We start from the raw sequence: 16,579 nt of genomic DNA on the forward strand, positions 1-16,579 counted from the left end.
GTTATGCTCTGATGCATCAACACCCAAGACACTGAATCCCACCTGTACCAGCATGACAAAGCAGTCCCTGAATATGTTTCACATTGGGCGATTTACACAATTGTCCAAAACAGTTCGTTTTTTTAGAAGGTAGCCATGTCCGATAACACCCAAGACAACACTCCAGCGCAGCCAAGTCAATACGGCGCATCCTCAATCCAGATTCTGGAAGGCCTGGAAGCCGTGCGGAAACGCCCCGGCATGTACATCGGTGACACCTCGGACGGCACCGGTCTGCATCACCTGGTCTTTGAAGTACTGGATAACTCCATTGATGAATCCCTGGCAGGTCACTGTACCGAGATCAATGTCACTATCCATAGCGACAACTCCATCTCCATCACTGACAATGGCCGCGGCATCCCTACCGGCATCAAATGGGATGACAAGCACGACCCCAAACGCAGCGCCGCAGAAATCGTCATGACCGAGCTGCATGCTGGTGGCAAGTTCGATCAAAACTCCTACAAAGTATCCGGCGGTCTGCATGGCGTGGGTGTGTCCTGCGTGAATGGCCTGTCCAAATTGCTCAAGCTGACTATCCGCCGCGATGGCAAAATGCACACCATGGAATTTGTTCGTGGCGTACCGCAAAACCGCGAGCTGGAAACTGTTGATGGCGTCGTTACTTCACCAATCAAAGTAGTTGGCGACACCGACAAGCGCGGTACTGAAGTCCACTTCTGGGCCGATGAAGAAATCTTCACCCATGTTGAATTCCATTATGAAATCCTGGCCAAGCGCATACGCGAATTGTCCTTCCTGAATAATGGCGTACGCATCAAGCTCAACGACCACCGCACCGGCAAAGAAGAATTGTTTGCCTTCGAAGGCGGCACCCGTGGCTTTGTTGAATACATCAACAAAAACAAAAGCATACTCAACCCGACCATTTTCCAGGCCACTGGCGAGCGTCAGTCTGACCAGAATACCACCATCACTGTCGACGTCTCCATGCAATGGAACGACGCCTACAATGAACAGGTATTGTGCTTCACCAATAACATCCCGCAGCGCGACGGTGGCACCCACCTGACCGGCCTGCGCGCCGCGATGACACGCGTCATCAACAAGTATATTGAAGAACACGAGTTCGCCAAAAAAGCCAAAGTAGAAGTCAGCGGCGACGACATGCGCGAAGGCCTGACCTGCGTCTTGTCCGTCAAAGTGCCGGAACCAAAGTTCAGCTCACAGACCAAGGACAAACTCGTTTCAAGCGAAGTGCGCGGCCCGGTAGAAGAAATTGTCGCCAAGACCTTGACTGACTTCCTCATGGAAAAACCCAACGACGCCAAGATCATTTGCGGCAAAATCGTTGAAGCAGCACGCGCCCGCGAAGCAGCACGCAAAGCCCGCGAACTGACACGCCGCAAAGGCGTCATGGATGGCCTGGGCCTGTCTTCCAAACTGGCAGACTGCCAGGAAAAAGACCCCGCCCTGTGCGAACTGTACATCGTCGAAGGTGACTCTGCGGGTGGATCAGCCAAACAAGGTCGCGACCGTAAGTTCCAGGCTATCTTGCCACTGCGCGGTAAAGTCCTCAACGTAGAAAAAGCCCGCTTTGAAAAAATGCTGTCCAGTGAACAGATCACCACCCTGATCGCCACCCTGGGCACCAGCATAGGCCCGGACGAATTCAATGCCGACAAACTGCGCTACCACCGCATCATCATCATGACCGATGCGGACGTCGATGGCGCCCACATCCGCACCCTGCTGCTGACCCTGTTCTATCGCCAGATGCCACAACTGGTAGAACGCGGCCACATCTACATCGCCCAGCCACCACTGTATAAAGTCAAGGCAGGCCGCGATGAACGCTACCTCAAAGATGATGCCGAAGAAGCCACCTACATGATGACCGTCGCCCTGACCGGCGCATCCCTCACACCAGGCACAGGCGCAGCCCCCATCACTGGCGAAGCCCTGGGCGAACTGGTACGCCAGTACAACCTGGCCAACGCCATCATGATGCGCCTGACCCGCGTCATCGACCGCGCTGCCCTCACCGCCATCATGACTGGCGTCACGCTGAAACTGGATAACGCAGAAAACGCAGAAGCATCCGCCATCGCCCTGACCGCCGCCATTGGCGACAATGCGGTAAAAGCAGTAGTACGCAGCGACGAACTCTCAGGCGCATTCAGCCTGCGCATAGAACGCCTGTACCACGGCAACATCAAGGTCAGCAGCATCGATGCCGACTTTGTTGATGGCGCAGACTACAAAGTGCTGGAAAACGCCGCAACGACCTTCAAAGGTCTGCTCACAGAAGGCGCATTCATCCGCCGTGGCGAAGGCGAAAAAGCCAAGGAAATCGCCGTACACGACTTCCACCAGGCCATGCTCTGGCTACGCGACGAAGCCGAACGCGGCGTCAGCAAACAGCGCTACAAAGGTCTGGGTGAAATGAACCCAAGCCAACTCTGGGAAACCACCATGGACCCCACAGTCCGCCGCCTGCTTAAAGTACAGATTGAAGATGCGATTGCAGCCGACCAGATCTTTACGACACTGATGGGCGACGACGTGGAACCACGCAGGGCGTTTATTGAATCGAATGCATTGCGGGCGGGGAATATTGACGTTTGATGTTTCCCCAAAAGTAATTCTCGATCTTCAATATCAGTGGAATTGTGTAATATTGAAGGGTGGATAATATGCAAAAGACTACGGCCTCAACACCAATTACCACTGATATTCTGTCTCATGCTGTTCGTAATGCGGGCCTTACTCCGCAAACACTTACAGCTGTACACAGTTGGTTGTCAGAACAACTTCAGGCACAAGAATACGCTAAATTAGGTCAAGGAGGGCATACCCAAAATAAGGTGCCTCTCCGCATGGTTTTTGTCGATCTACCAGTTTCAGATCCCAAAAATTTCAAGCACCAAAGTAACGATCGCAATTTATTTCTGACTAGTCTCCTAGCCTCCGAGCCATTGAAATTAAATGCTGTCTGCAAAATCACCTCTCGCGGTGAGTTTGATTTAGCTGACGTCGAAGAGATTCAAAAAAATGATCGTTTAAATACTAAATCTGGATTCAGTTCCACATTGTTGATTGGTGGACCAGGTCAAGGTAAATCTACAATTTGCCAACTTGCATGCCAATTGCATCGTGCGGCACTTTTATTACCTTCAAAAGATTCCCTTCCGTCTACAACACGTGAGATTGTAAATACTTTTGAAATAGCCGCAAAAAAAACGAAAAAACAGCATCCAATAAAGCTACCAAAACGTCCCTACCTACCGTTAGAGATATCTCTTCCTGATTTTTCGGCATGGAACTCTAAAGACGTTAATCGCAAACAATCTTCGACGATTCCCGCACTTATTCGTTTTTTGGCAGATTTGCCAAGTGCTAAATCCTCCAAATTAAGTGCAACAAATTTAACTATATTGGCGTGTGAACTACCATTATTAATTGTCTTTGACGGATTTGATGAGGTGGGAGCAACGCACGATCGAGCGCACTTAGTAGAAGCAGCTAGAGAGCTTCTGACATATTTAGCGGAAAGAAATGGAGTAGCGCAAGTTATCGCTACGACGAGACCTCAAGGCTACGCTGGAGAATTAGGTAAAATAGGCATAACTCTGAATGAACGTTGGCTCGTTCCGCTATCAAAGAATGAAGCTTTAGAGTATGCCCGAAAATTGGTTGAAGCGAAAATTTCTGGATCAGATTCACAGCAAAAAGCATTAACTCGACTACGTGAGGCGGCGGAAGAATCATCGACACAGAGACTTCTCACAACTCCCTTACAAGTAACAATTCTTACTGCCTTAGTACAACAACTAGGTCGAGCGCCAAGGGAAAGATGGAATTTATTTTATAGGTATTTTTCATACACATATGATCGAGAAATTGAGCGTGATACTTACGCATCAAAATTGCTTGCGAACCATCGCTCACACATTGAACAGATACATGCACGGGTTGGTCTTTTACTACAAGTAGAAGCAGAGCGAGATGGTGGCGGTGCTGCCAAAATGTCTAGAAAAAGATTAGAAGATGTTATTGAAGCAGTGCTATCAGAGGACGAAGTTGATGAACAATCTCGCAAAGAATTAATTAAAGATATAGCCATTGCTGCTGAACAAAGGTTGGTTTTCTTGGTAGAACCAGAACCAGGCAATTTTGGCTTTGAGATCAGATCATTACAAGAATTTATGGCTGCGTGGGCCATAACTTCAGGCAGAGAAGCAGAAATATCTGCACGACTAACGCAAATCTCTAAAGCACCGATGTTTAGAAATGTATTTCTGTTCGCTGCAAGCCGTCTGTTCAGTGAAGGGTCGCCACTTAGAAGTAATCTAACTGATCAAATATGCTATGAATTGGACAATGATCAATCGAATGAGGCATATAGAGTAACAAAAGCAGGGGCAATTTTAGCACTAGAGATGTTGGAAGAAGGTGCAGTATTGTCTCAGCCCAAATATGCTCGTGCATTAATGCAATCTGCAACCTCATTGCTTTCACTGCCCGTTGGAAATGTACATGTTCGATTAACGAATGTTTTGAATTCTGATACTGAAAATATCCTTAGATCTAACCTAGAAAATAGATTAAATTTTATTGAAACTGAGGAAAAACCGGACCTTCGTCCAACGTGGTTATGCATCGTTATAGCTTCTAATCTCGGCAAACCATGGGCAACTACCCTCGCAGAAGAATTCTGGGATACCCGAGCAGATCCTGTCTTACTGGTCGATGACTGCACTTCGTTTGATGTACCGTTATCAAAATATTTCATTGACAAATTTAATTCAAATTTAGATAAATTTCCAAGCCCTTTCTTTTTCGACGGTACCAATATATCTGAAGAAATTGACGCATCATATAATTGGGTAACATGGTTGTGTTATTTCTACAAGCATAGATGGCAAGAAGGCAGAGTTTATTCCTTTAGTCTTCGAGCTATCCCTCGAAATTTTCAATGTTCTCCTCAGCCAGAAAAAATTTCAATTCCTCCAGGTAAATGGACAGCGTGGATTAAGGTGGCGCAATTTGAACTGGTACCGAACAAAGATACTTTATCATCTGCCCTTTATTCAATTGCGGAAAACTTGCCTTCAACTTTGTGGGACGAGTTAGTGTGGTTTTCTTCTTGGCCACTCTCAATCTGCTTGAAATATGGGGAACCCAAGCTCATTAAAGAATTTGCTTTGCAGGCCCGCAATGGTGAACTTGGGGACATCAATGATTGGCTCGTCGCCCAGGAAACATGGGGAGGCAAAATTGATATTGCAAGATCTTTGGAATCTGTTGGACAGAGAGTACCTTGGTCACAGAATGGAATAAAGTCTTCCCCTCCAATTAGCCTCATTCCAACTTGGGACTTTCAGGATCGATTGAGGTATAAGTTCGAAGCAAAAGCACAAGAAATCTTAAATAAAATAGATTCTGCGTTGAATATTTCGAAGGCGAAAAATGAGCAAAAAATGCTTGCTGAGATATGTTTCATTTTGGCTGCAAATCTGCCAAAAAAATCTAACATAAGTATTTTGCAAATTGAAAAATGGGCTGGCCATTTTCCAATTCCAACTAGTTTTCTTTTCCCCAGGCCCAAGTGGCTTAGTCATTCTGAATGGTTGAAGTTACTGCCTACTGCTGACCTTCCAAACACATATATATTGCACTATTCGTTAAGTGCCTTCATTAAAGAAGTAAATGAATCTAATGCACATCCATTTACTTTAAGACTATTAATACTGATTTTAGAGCACCACCAGAGACGCCGAATAAAAAACCCTCCAGAATGGAGTGAGTTCCAAGAAACTATTAAGCGCATATCTGCAACTTTAGAAGTCCCAACTCTAGATGTTATGATTTTGCAAGTGTTTGCAGGTGTTCTCCCTGCTGCACACGATTTGATATTAATCGAAAGAATTTCAACGCTCGGAAATAGCTCTACGTTTTATTGGCGCGCCCTATTGGCCGCAATTGAGTCAAATGCGCTTTCGACAGATAGAATTACCGCAATCCTAATAAGTATTACAAAATCCACCATCCCCGAATATCGGTACATTACTTTAGCGGTTAATCGATTGCATGCAGTTTTACAAATTCATAAGTCTGAACTTGAGAATTATGCTGTCTGGAATAAACTAACGTTGCCCCTTCCACATCCCAATGCCCAAAGTGATACTGAGAACGATGGAGAAATACCAACGCACCCTATCGTGATTGAGTCTTTTGAAGTAAGAAATATTTGCGGACTCAAGCAAATTTCTATAGCGCCCAGCCGAGTAGAGGAAGGAAAAGGACAATGGCTTGTAATAATCGGCATGAATGGAATCGGGAAAACCACATTATTACGAAGCTTAGTCCTGGCACTAAGAAACACAAAAAATCCAGCAATTTGGCCTAGAGGAACTTTTGCGGCATCTTGGCAGCACCTTACCAAAGGAGATAACAATCTGAGTGAGGCTCGTATTTCTGTTAAATTGGCTAATAATTTAGAACATACAACGATCATTAGGCAGGATTATTCAATCAGCATTTCTCAATCACCGGAACAACTGAAGCCTCGCTTATTTCCGATTTTCGCGTATGGATGTAGACGTGGTTCAGCAATGGGGGGCATTGCACGCAACGTTGACTTAACCGATGATGATGGTCCCGAAATAGCGACTCTCTTCGACGAAGGAGCAAGTCTAATACATGCAGAAACTTGGTTATTGCAATTAGAAGGTGACAGCACTAAAAATTCAAAAAGTAAAATATTATTTCGCTCTGTAATTGCGGCAATGAAGATGATGTTAGAAGTTGAGTCAATCGATATCTTCGACAAAAAAGTTTGGATAACTGAACATGGTCGCCCTCAATTACCATTTAGCTCGTTAAGTGACGGCTATTTAACAAGTGCCGGTTGGTTCTTAGACTTAATTGCAAGATGGGTTGCGTTAGCAGAGAGAAATAATATTGATCTAGAGGAAGATTTTCTAATTCAAATGCGTGGCCTTGTGCTAATTGATGAGATTGATTTGCATCTACATCCATCCTGGCAAATAGAAATAATTGCGCGTACAAAAAAAATAATGCCGCAAATGTCTTTTATAGTCACAACTCACAATCCCTTAACACTTGTCGGGGCAAGAGCTGAAGACATTTGGATCCTTGAAAATCAAGACAATCGTATCGTAGCTACCTCTGGGATTGATGCCCCAATGTTACTTACAAGCAGCCAAATATACAGGCGATATTTTGGTGTAAATAGCATTTACCCAAACGGATTGGCGCAAGATTTGCAACGCTATAGCTTTTTATCTGGATATACCTTTCGAAATGAATCCGAGCAGGAAGAACTCGAATTTCTTGAGAAGAAATTGGCAGCGGAAGGATTAGAAATAGGTTGGGATGTAGTACCAAAAGAAATTAATTGATATTGATTTTTTATAAGGACTTTGAAAGTGATCCTTGTCTCACACGGAGCGGAACCTCAGAAACTATCTCTGGTAAGAACCGCTCAATTACAAAAACTCAGGCTGCTTCAACGGCCCCCAGAATCTCATGATATTGAGGGTTATAAGATTGTCGCGAATGAACTTTGGAAATCTCAACATTTCAAGTGTTGTTACTGTGAGCTAAGAGTTCAACAGTCATATAACGATGTAGAACATTATCGTCCAAAGGCAAAGGCAGACCGACGTCCAGGATGTACCCTAGAACATGGTTATTGGTGGCTAGCTTTCAACTGGAAAAATCTTTTATTTTCGTGTCCTAGCTGCAATAGATCGGCTAAGAGAATTAGGTTCCCCTTAGAAATTGGGTCCATATCCTTACTTCCTGAGTCATCTGCACTAGGCCAAGAGAAACCACTATTAATTGATCCATCGGGCGACATAAATCCCATTCAACATATTCAATTTTTTTTTGAAAGTATAGGACAAGTCAAAGGACCGAAACAGTGGCGTGCAAGGCCACGTAATAATAGTAATTATGGGGCCATAACGATTGAAGTCTGTGACTTAAACAGGGATGAGCTTCTTGACCTTCGCGCAATTCACTTTGAAACAGTGATTGAGCCTCAAATACGCGAAATGAAAGCTGCGCTCAACTCCGGAAGTTTAGTAGAAATAAAAAAAGAATTTAAGCGGTCACTTGGTCTTACTAGTCCCAAGTGCTCATTCGCCGCGTTTAGTTACGATGCACTCAAATCAAGTATTAGCGATTCGGAATTAATGATTATTAATGAACAGTGGCCTGTACCTGAACTCGCAGGACGCTAACTCATTAGCTACAAATCGCCAGATTCAATGCGTCATTCTACTGACGAATGACAGTTGGTCGAATAGAAAATATGACCCATGCAATATGTACCAGCCGGATGTAGCGCGTCAGTTACAAGGCACTCACGGCTTCTGCCTTGCAAAAAACTCCCAAATCATCTCCGCCCCATTAGGTGCCATCGGCGACGGCCCTAGCAAGCGTGCGCGGCGGTAATAGGGTTGCGGTAAGCCATGTCCACCGCCTTGAATGGCGACGAGTTCGACTTCGGTTTTGGGGTCTTGCTTCCAGCTTAAGCGTTCCACATCTACACCTGATATTGCGGTGGTTTGCGCCGTGGGTGTGGCGGTGATCTTGTTCAGGTCTGCGAAATATTGTGCGGATGCGCGTGCATTGAGTACGTCGCCGCATTTGTAGAACAGGCCTAGCAGGTTCACTTCGCCGCCCTTGTATGGCACTAGCGGGTCTTTGGTGCCGTTCATGATCATGACTGAGGTTCCGCCAGTGCCTACTGGCTTGCAGCGGAAGTTTTGGGGTACATGCACGCTGGCGGACACTGCTGCTACTGCGCGGAAGCGGCTTGGGGATTCCAGTGCCAGGCGTAGTGACATGAAGCCGCCTGCGGATACGCCGGTGGCGAATACGCGGGTTTTGTCTGTACCCAGGTCTGTGATGAGTTTGTCGGTCAGGGCGTTGAGGAAGCCGACGTCGTCGATGTCGCGGCCATTGACCTGGTAGTCGCCGACTTTGCCGCAATCGTTCCAGTCAAAGCTGTAGGAGTCGGGATAGGCGATGGCGAAGCCATGCTGGTCGGCGAGGCGCTCGAAGCCGTAGCCGGTTTCTACGCGTATGTCTTCTGCGCTTTGGCCTGAGCCGTGCATGACCAGCACCAGGGGTGCGCCCTTGGGCAAGTCGCGTGGAACATAGCTCACATAAGTGCGCTTGATGCCGCCTGCTTCAATGCTGCCTTTTTGCAGTGTGCCGGACAATGCGGGGCGGACGGGTGCCGGGGAATAAATGAAGTAGGCGAACAATGCGCCGCACAGGGCGATGAGTGTGAGCAGGCCGAGCAGGCTCCAGGCAAACCAGCGTAGTACTCGTTTCATCTTGCACCTTCAGTGGCTGAGTGCGCAAATGGAAGCATGACAACAATAAGCGAGTAAAGCGCCGTGGACACATACCAGCGAAACGATGACACATGGTGCATTTGCTTAACTCCTGATGGCCGCCAGGTGGCTCAGATAAACAGCGGAAGACTGCGCGCTGATTTAATTATTCGATGATTCGAATATTCGACCACTCGACTATTCAACTTCGCGAAGTATCTTTTCTACCGTCACGAGTCTGCCCTGTATCTCTGCCAGGGCTGCAGTGGTTGTGGTCAGCGCGGCTGCTGTCTCGGCCTGGCTTGCGGCTGCCTGTGTTGCGAGGGCACGGTAGGCTTCGTCCTGCCCCAGGCGCACCCGCGCCTGCAAGACCTGGGATACATACTTCATGAAAAAGATGATGACTGCAGCGGCTGCGGGGAAGAAGAACGCGGCGAAAAAGGCATTTTGAGACATGGTGACCTCTATGATTCTGGATTGTTGTTCAGGGAAACCACCGCCGCGGCGATATCGCGTGGTGAGAGCGTAAGGGCGAAACTGGATACTTCAAAATAATTAAGCGCTTTGCCATCGTGGGATAGCTCTAGCTGGCTGGTGACCAGACCGGCAGACTCTAGCTTTTGCAGGTGCAGATGCAGCAAGGGCCGGCTGATGCCTACCTCTCGGGCCAACTGGCTGATGTAGTTGCGCCCTTGCGTCTCAAGCACGGCGATGATGCGCAAGCGGTGCGGGTTGGACAGCGCCGCCAGCACTTCCAGCAACTGATCGCCTGCCATCGCATTATTTTTAATTTCTTTCATGTGTAAACAATACCTGACACGTGTCACGATGTATACGTTTTTTTTTTATTTTTGGACCAGAGGCTTCCGACTGTGGGCGGTCAGGATTGCGTTTTTTCGCAAGGGAGGAATGAGCTTATGATGGCATGGAGAAACTCTGGCCGGGCTGTTGAACTACTGACAAAGCTTGCGGTGTTCCTGCTTGCGGGCTTTTGCTTGCGGGCTTTTTTTAAGCAGGTTCGGATAGGGTTACGCAGGCGGGCAGAAAAGTTAACTACGTAGGGCGGGCCAGTGCTGCGAGAGATGCTCAATCGTCTGACGCTCTCCTGCAATTGAACCTGATCGCGAATGCAGTGAGAGTGTGGCAAGGGCTGGCACGATCCATGTTATGCATGAATCGCGCCTTCTTGATCAGTTCAAAATTTCATTACTTTATTAACGGCTTACGGCCCAACTGCCTTCCAATTTCCACCCTGTATCGTCAACATCACTCTCGCCTTTTCTTCCAGACCGAAATGGTCATTCGCTGTGTAATGCAAGACACCCTGGGTGATGGGGATGTCGATTTCAGATTCCATCGCGTCTTTCAATGCGGTACGAAATTCCGGCGAGCCGGGTTTGGCTTTTTTTAGTGCCAGGGGGATGACGCGGTTGAGTAGCAGGTAGGCGTCGTAGCCGTGGGCGGCGAACTGGTTTCTGGTGCCTTCGCCGTATTGTTTTTCATAGCGGTTGGTAAAGTCGGTTGCCAGTTGTTTTGACGGGTGGTTATCTGGCAGCAGCTCGGGCAGGATGGCGAGGCCTGCGACGACGAAGGCGCCTTCTACGTCTTTGCCGCCCAGGCGTATGAGGTCACGCGAGGCTGCGCCATGAGTCTGGTAGATTTTGCCTTTGTAGCCGCGCTCTATCAATGCCTTGTGTGGCATGGCTGAGCCACTACCGGAAGCGCCGATGAGGATGGCGTCTGGCTTGGCGGCGAGTAGCTTCAGTGTCTGTGCGGTGACGCTGGTGTCGGGGCGGTTGAAGCGCTCTGTGGCGACGGATTGCAAGCCGTCTTTGCTGGCAGCAGCGGTGATGGCTTTGAACCAGGTTTCGCCATAGGCATCAGAATAGCCAAGATAGGCGTAGGTTTTGACGCCGGATTTTTTCATGTGATCTGCCACGGCGTGGGCCATGAGCGAAGTTGACTGGGCAACGCGGAAGGTCCAGGTGCCTTTGCCTGGTGCAACCTCAACCGGCGAGGTTGAGATTTGTGGCACCTTGAGTTCGCTTGCCACTTCTGCCAGGGCAACGGATGCGGGTGTGGCGGTGGAGCCGACGATGACGTCTACCTTGTCGTCAGTGATAAGCCTGCGGGCGTTCTTGCTGGACTGGGTGGTGTCGGATGCGTCGTCAAGGATGATGAGTTTTACTTTTTCGCCGCCTATGGTTTCTGGCCACAGGGCGATACCGTTCTTGGTGGGGATGCCCAGGCCGGATGCCGGGCCAGTCAACGGCAAGCTGACGCCTATGGTGATGTCGGCATGGGCTGTACCTGCGGCGGCTATCAGCAATGCCAGTATGGTGGGTTTGAGTTTGAATTGCATTGCGGTCTCCTGAATTATTGTTGGTATTGCAGATGCGGGGGTGGCGTGATATTGCTTTTCGTTATTTAGCCTTGTTTGCTGGTTGGGCCAGCAATTTTTGTTTTTTTATTACGACGCATTATTGTTATGTCGTATAACAGTTATTCAATATAATAATATTTTGGGTGGGATGCAAGTGGGGATTTGGATTTTTTGGGTTTCGCGTTGACGACGATGTAGCCATTGCAGCACGAAACTTCGAATTCGTATTCCGTAGGTTGGGCCGGGCCTCGCTAGCATCGTAGGTTGGGCTACGGGGTATCAGCCCAACACTCGGCCTTAACAAACATGTACATTATTTATACGCCCAGTGTTGGGCTGATGAAGCGTAGCCTAGCGAGGCCCGGCCCAACCTACGAAATTTGCAAGCTTGTTTGCACAAAACACACTCTCACTTCGGTTCCATACACAACTTCCCCAACAAGGCACGCAACTGCTGACGCTCCTTCACCGTCAAGTGCTGGCTAACCCTGTCATCATGTTCCTTTACTGCCTGCTTGTATTTCTCCAATTGCTTCTGCCCCTCTTTGGTGAGGTGCAGGTTGTAGGACCTGCGGTCGCCTGAATCCTGGCGTTCCAGCAGGCCAGCCTGTTCAAAATTGTCGATGATGGCGACTACGCCTGAGCGAGCGATGCCCATCACTTCTGCCAGACGTGTCTGGGAGATACCGGGGTTGTTGCTGATGATCACCAGGGAAGAAAAGCGCTGGGGAGTGATGTCATATGCACCCAGGCTGGCGGTAAAGTCTGCATAGATGGATAGCTGGGCGCGGCGTACTGCATAGCCGGTGAGCTCTTCGAGGATATCGTAGTCTATGCCTTCTATGCGGGCGTTGAAGGTGGGGGCTAGCGCCGTGCCGGCCTGGCGCTTGGGCTTGGTTTGAACTTTGACGGTGGCTGGTTTTTGTTTGGGCATGGTCAGGCAATATGAATGAATTTGTTGTTTGAAGTATTGTACATGCTGAACTATTTTAAATTAGCTAAACCACATTGAATGCATATTCCCAAAATGCAAGAAACAAATAATGTGCTTCTGAGCGGCCAATCATTGCCTACAAAAAATTGCAACACAGCTTGTGTTACCCCAAATAATTGTTATACAGTAGAACAATTAATCCGTGCATTGGAAATAGCGCGGCATCATAAATTGTTGGAGGAAGACATGAAAGTGGTAATCGCCGGTGCCGGTATAGGCGGCCTGACTCTTGCATTGATGTTGCATGAGCGCGGAATCGATGTTGAGGTGTATGAAGCAGTCAATGAGATCAAGCCGCTGGGTGTGGGCATCAATTTATTGCCGCATGCGAGCCAGCAATTGTGCCAGTTGGGGTTGGAGAGTTGTCTGGCTGAGCGTGGTATAGAGACTTCATCGCTGTCTTATTTTAATAAATTCGGGCAAAAAATCTGGCAAGAACCGCGCGGACGTGCGGCTGGTTATGACTGGCCGCAATATTCAATACACCGTGGTGAGTTGCAGATGACTTTGCTGCAAAAGGCGATAGAGCGCCTGGGCTCAGCGCGCATACATCAGGGGCATGCATTCACCTCATTCGAACAGGTGGCTGACAAGGTGATTTCTACTTTCACCAGGCAGGTAGATAAAGCGGCGGTGCTGGTGGAGTCTGATTTGCTCATTGGTGCTGACGGTATACATTCGGCAGTACGGCGCTTTTTATATCCACAGGGCGATCAACCGCGTTTTTCTGGCCGCATGTTATGGCGTGGGGTTACGGAAGCAGCACCATATATGGATGGGCGCAGTATGTTCATGGCGGGGCATCAGGACCAGAAGTTTGTTTGCTACCCTATCTCTGAGCCATTGCGGGCGCAAGGACGTTCGCTGATTAACTGGATTGCAGAGTTGCGTGTGCCAGGTGGTGAATTGCCAGCGTCGGACTGGAACCGCAAGGTGGATAAAGCCACATTCAGCAAACCCTTTGGTAGCTGGAACTGGGGCTGGATAGATATCCCTGAGCTGATAGCAAAGTCAGAGGTGGTGTATGAATTCCCCTTGGTGGACCGCGACCCTTTGCCGCGCTGGACTTTTGAGCGGGTGACGCTGCTGGGTGATGCTGCCCACCCCATGTACCCGATAGGTTCAAACGGCAGTGCACAGGCGATACTGGATGCGCGGTATCTGACTGACTGTCTCGTTAATGAAGCGAGTATTTTATACGCGCTGCGTGAGTATGAAGCTGAGCGTTTGCCACGTACGACGGGTATCGTATTACGTAACCGCATGAACGGGCCTGAACAGGTGATGCAGATGGCTGAGGAACGTGCTCCTCAGGGTTTTGCAGACGTGAATGAGGTGATTGCGCAGGCTGAGCTTGAGGCGATTTCTTTGCGGTATAAGCGGCTGGCGGGGTTTGATAAGGATGCTTTGCGTGTAGCGGAGAAGCTCAGTCTAAAAGTGTAGATTGGGGCGCACCTCGCCAGGTCGGGCCGCATCAGACTGCGGGTTACAGTCCAACACTAGGCGTTTAAATAACGTATACGTTTTTTATGCCCAGTGTTGGGCTGATAACCCACAGCCCAACCTACAATAGTGCAATCAGTTTATTTGAATATCACAACAAATCAAACCTGTCCGCATTCATGACCTTAACCCAGGCCCGCACAAAATCATGCACAAAAACCTGCTGCGCATCGCTACTGGCATAAACCTCTGCCAATGCCCGTAGTTGTGAGTTGGAACCAAAGACAAGGTCTACTACACTGGCTGTCCATTTCAGCTCACCGGTTTTTCTGTCGCGGCCTTCTAGCTGGCCGACAGTGCCTGACTTTTGCCATTTGGTTCTCATGTCCAGCAGATTGACAAAGAAGTCATTGTTGAGTGTCTCTGCATGTTTGGTGAGTACACCTTTGGCATCAAGTGCGCGCAGGCCACCTACCAATACTGTCATTTCTGGTGCACTCAGGTTCAGCAGTTGGGCTTTGTCGATAAGCAAGGCTGCGGCTGTGTCTTCCAGACCTTTGCGCAGGTAATTGCGGAAACCGTCTGCCTGGGGTTCGAGAACAGCAAATGATTCTACGTCAGTCTGTTCCTGGCTGGCGTCCATGCGGCCTGGAGTGAATGGCACGCTAACGTCTTGACCAGCTTTTTTAGCAGCAGCTTCAATGGCGGCGCTGCCTCCCAATACGATCAAGTCGGCCAGCGAGATTTTTTTACCGCCAGATTGTGCTGCATTAAATTCTGTCTGTATGGCTTCCAGTTTTGCCAGCACCTTGGCCAGTTCTGCTGGCTGATTAGCTTCCCAGTCTTTTTGTGGTACCAGGCGTATGCGTGCACCGTTGGCACCGCCGCGCTTGTCACTACCGCGGAAGGTGGATGCAGATGCCCAGGCGGTATTGACCAGTTGTGAAATCGACAGACCGGATGCGAGCAGTTTGGCCTTGAGGCTGGCGATGTCTTTGTCATCGACCAATGCATGATCAACAGCGGGGATGGGGTCTTGCCAGATCAGTTCTTCTTTTGGTACCAGCGGGCCGAGGTAACGGGCGATGGGCCCCATGTCGCGGTGCGTCAGTTTGAACCAGGCGCGGGCGAAGGCATCTGCCAGTTCTTGCGGGTTTTGCAGGAAGCGGCGGGAGATTTTTTCATACGCAGGGTCGGTACGCAGGGCCATGTCTGCGGTAGTCATCATGGGTGCGTGGCGCAAGGATGGGTCATGCGCGTCTGGCACGGTGGTTTTGGCGGCCGGGTCTGTCGGCGTCCATTGATGGGCACCAGCCGGGCTCTTGGTGAGTTGCCATTCGTAGCCAAACAGGGTTTCGAAATAGGAGTTATCCCATTTGGTGGGCGTTGGTGTCCAGGCACCTTCTATACCACTGGTGGTGGTATGCACACCCAAGCCTGTGCCAAAGCTGTTGGTCCAGCCCAGACCTTGTTCTTCGAGGCTACCACCTTCTGGTTCTGCGCCGACAAGGCTGGGGTCGCCAGCGCCGTGGGCTTTGCCAAAGGTGTGGCCACCAGCGACGAGGGCAACGGTTTCTTCGTCATTCATGGCCATACGGGCGAAGGTTTCGCGGATATCGCGGGCAGAGGCAAGCGGATCTGGTTTGCCGTTCGGGCCTTCAGGGTTGACGTAGATCAAACCCATTTGTACTGCAGCGAGGGGTTTTTCGAGGTCGCGGTCACCAGTATAGCGCTGGTCATCCAGCCATTTGCCTTCTGAACCCCAGTAGATATCGTCTTGCGGCTCCCACACGTCAGGGCGGCCACCGGCAAAGCCGAAGGTCTTGAAGCCCATGGAATCGAGCGCGACATTACCGGCCAATATCATCAGATCTGCCCAGGACAGTTTGTTGCCGTATTTTTGTTTGATGGGCCAGAGCAGGCGGCGTGCCTTGTCGAGGTTGCCATTGTCAGGCCAGCTATTGAGGGGTGCGAAACGTTGCGCACCTGCACCACCGCCGCCGCGACCATCGCTGGTGCGATAGGTACCCGCGCTGTGCCAGGCCATGCGTATGAAGAAAGGACCGTAATGCCCATAATCAGCAGGCCACCAGTCTTGTGAGTCTGTCATCAGGGTGTGCAGGTCTTGCACGACTGCATCGAGATCCAGGGTCTTGAAGGCTTTTGCGTAATTGAAGTCCTTTTCCATGGGATTGGATGAAGGAGAGTGCTGGTGGAGGATTTTGAGATTCAGTTGATTTGGCCACCAACCTGCGTTGGTTGGGGAACCGGCCACGGCAGTCAAGCGGGCGCTGCCTGAGAACGGACATTTTGCATCGTTAGACATGTTTATCTCCTTTGATTGAGTGACACGCGAACTCATTTCATCAAGAGAGTGTG

9 protein-coding genes are annotated in these 16,579 nt (G+C 49.4%); 3 read left to right on the forward strand and 6 right to left on the reverse strand.

Translation table 11 applies throughout. The features are described from left to right. Positions 1-135 precede the first annotated feature (135 nt). Positions 136-2,631 carry a DNA topoisomerase (ATP-hydrolyzing) subunit B gene (gene gyrB / locus AC3WQT_RS10940; protein ID WP_492703905.1) on the forward strand — a complete coding sequence of 832 codons (2,496 nt, stop codon included), beginning with the start codon at positions 136-138 and terminating at the stop codon, positions 2,629-2,631. 68 nt (positions 2,632-2,699) lie between these two features. Further along, complete coding sequence (locus AC3WQT_RS10945; protein ID WP_492703906.1) at positions 2,700-7,430, forward strand: AAA family ATPase; 4,731 nt, start codon at positions 2,700-2,702, stop codon at positions 7,428-7,430. A 969-nt stretch (positions 7,431-8,399) separates the two neighbouring features. Here AC3WQT_RS10945 and AC3WQT_RS10950 read toward each other — a convergent pair. The 5 genes from AC3WQT_RS10950 to AC3WQT_RS10970 form a co-directional block, all read right to left on the reverse strand. Further along, on the reverse strand, positions 8,400-9,380 hold the full coding sequence (locus tag AC3WQT_RS10950) for an extracellular catalytic domain type 1 short-chain-length polyhydroxyalkanoate depolymerase (RefSeq protein WP_492703907.1): 981 nt from the start codon (positions 9,378-9,380) through the stop codon (positions 8,400-8,402). A gap of 198 nt (positions 9,381-9,578) precedes the next feature. After that, positions 9,579-9,836 carry a hypothetical protein gene (locus AC3WQT_RS10955; protein ID WP_492703908.1) on the reverse strand — a complete coding sequence of 86 codons (258 nt, stop codon included), beginning with the start codon at positions 9,834-9,836 and terminating at the stop codon, positions 9,579-9,581. Between the two features lie 8 nt (positions 9,837-9,844). Continuing rightward, positions 9,845-10,180 carry an ArsR/SmtB family transcription factor gene (locus tag AC3WQT_RS10960; protein WP_492703909.1) on the reverse strand — a complete coding sequence of 112 codons (336 nt, stop codon included), beginning with the start codon at positions 10,178-10,180 and terminating at the stop codon, positions 9,845-9,847. Positions 10,181-10,602: 422 nt separating this feature from the next. Next, positions 10,603-11,742, reverse strand: a complete 1,140-nt coding sequence (locus tag AC3WQT_RS10965) for an ABC transporter substrate-binding protein (protein WP_492703910.1) — start codon at positions 11,740-11,742, stop codon at positions 10,603-10,605. A gap of 430 nt (positions 11,743-12,172) precedes the next feature. Continuing rightward, positions 12,173-12,697: a MarR family winged helix-turn-helix transcriptional regulator gene (locus AC3WQT_RS10970; protein WP_492703911.1), complete on the reverse strand. Its 525-nt coding sequence runs from the start codon at positions 12,695-12,697 to the stop codon at positions 12,173-12,175. A gap of 246 nt (positions 12,698-12,943) precedes the next feature. On the opposite strand from AC3WQT_RS10970, the gene AC3WQT_RS10975 reads away from it, so the two are divergent. Continuing rightward, positions 12,944-14,200 carry a flavin-dependent oxidoreductase gene (locus AC3WQT_RS10975; RefSeq protein WP_492703912.1) on the forward strand — a complete coding sequence of 419 codons (1,257 nt, stop codon included), beginning with the start codon at positions 12,944-12,946 and terminating at the stop codon, positions 14,198-14,200. Between the two features lie 151 nt (positions 14,201-14,351). On the opposite strand, the gene katG is transcribed toward AC3WQT_RS10975, so the two are convergent. Beyond that, on the reverse strand, positions 14,352-16,526 hold the full coding sequence (gene katG / locus AC3WQT_RS10980) for a catalase/peroxidase HPI (RefSeq protein WP_492703913.1): 2,175 nt from the start codon (positions 16,524-16,526) through the stop codon (positions 14,352-14,354). Positions 16,527-16,579 lie beyond the last annotated feature (53 nt).

The organism is Undibacterium sp. FW305-107 (assembly GCF_058788535.1).

What these genes read in the sequence shown, in the direction of transcription:
- AC3WQT_RS10955 (WP_492703908.1), bottom strand. Translation starts at nt 9,836, where the DNA reads ATGTCTCAAAATGCCTTTTTCGCCGCGTTCTTCTTCCCCGCAGCCGCT.
- AC3WQT_RS10950 (WP_492703907.1), bottom strand. Translation starts at nt 9,380, where the DNA reads ATGAAACGAGTACTACGCTGGTTTGCCTGGAGCCTGCTCGGCCTGCTC.
- AC3WQT_RS10965 (WP_492703910.1), bottom strand. Translation starts at nt 11,742, where the DNA reads ATGCAATTCAAACTCAAACCCACCATACTGGCATTGCTGATAGCCGCC.
- gyrB (WP_492703905.1), top strand. Translation starts at nt 136, where the DNA reads ATGTCCGATAACACCCAAGACAACACTCCAGCGCAGCCAAGTCAATAC.
- katG (WP_492703913.1), bottom strand. Translation starts at nt 16,526, where the DNA reads ATGTCTAACGATGCAAAATGTCCGTTCTCAGGCAGCGCCCGCTTGACT.
- AC3WQT_RS10945 (WP_492703906.1), top strand. Translation starts at nt 2,700, where the DNA reads ATGCAAAAGACTACGGCCTCAACACCAATTACCACTGATATTCTGTCT.
- AC3WQT_RS10960 (WP_492703909.1), bottom strand. Translation starts at nt 10,180, where the DNA reads ATGAAAGAAATTAAAAATAATGCGATGGCAGGCGATCAGTTGCTGGAA.
- AC3WQT_RS10975 (WP_492703912.1), top strand. Translation starts at nt 12,944, where the DNA reads ATGAAAGTGGTAATCGCCGGTGCCGGTATAGGCGGCCTGACTCTTGCA.
- AC3WQT_RS10970 (WP_492703911.1), bottom strand. Translation starts at nt 12,697, where the DNA reads ATGCCCAAACAAAAACCAGCCACCGTCAAAGTTCAAACCAAGCCCAAG.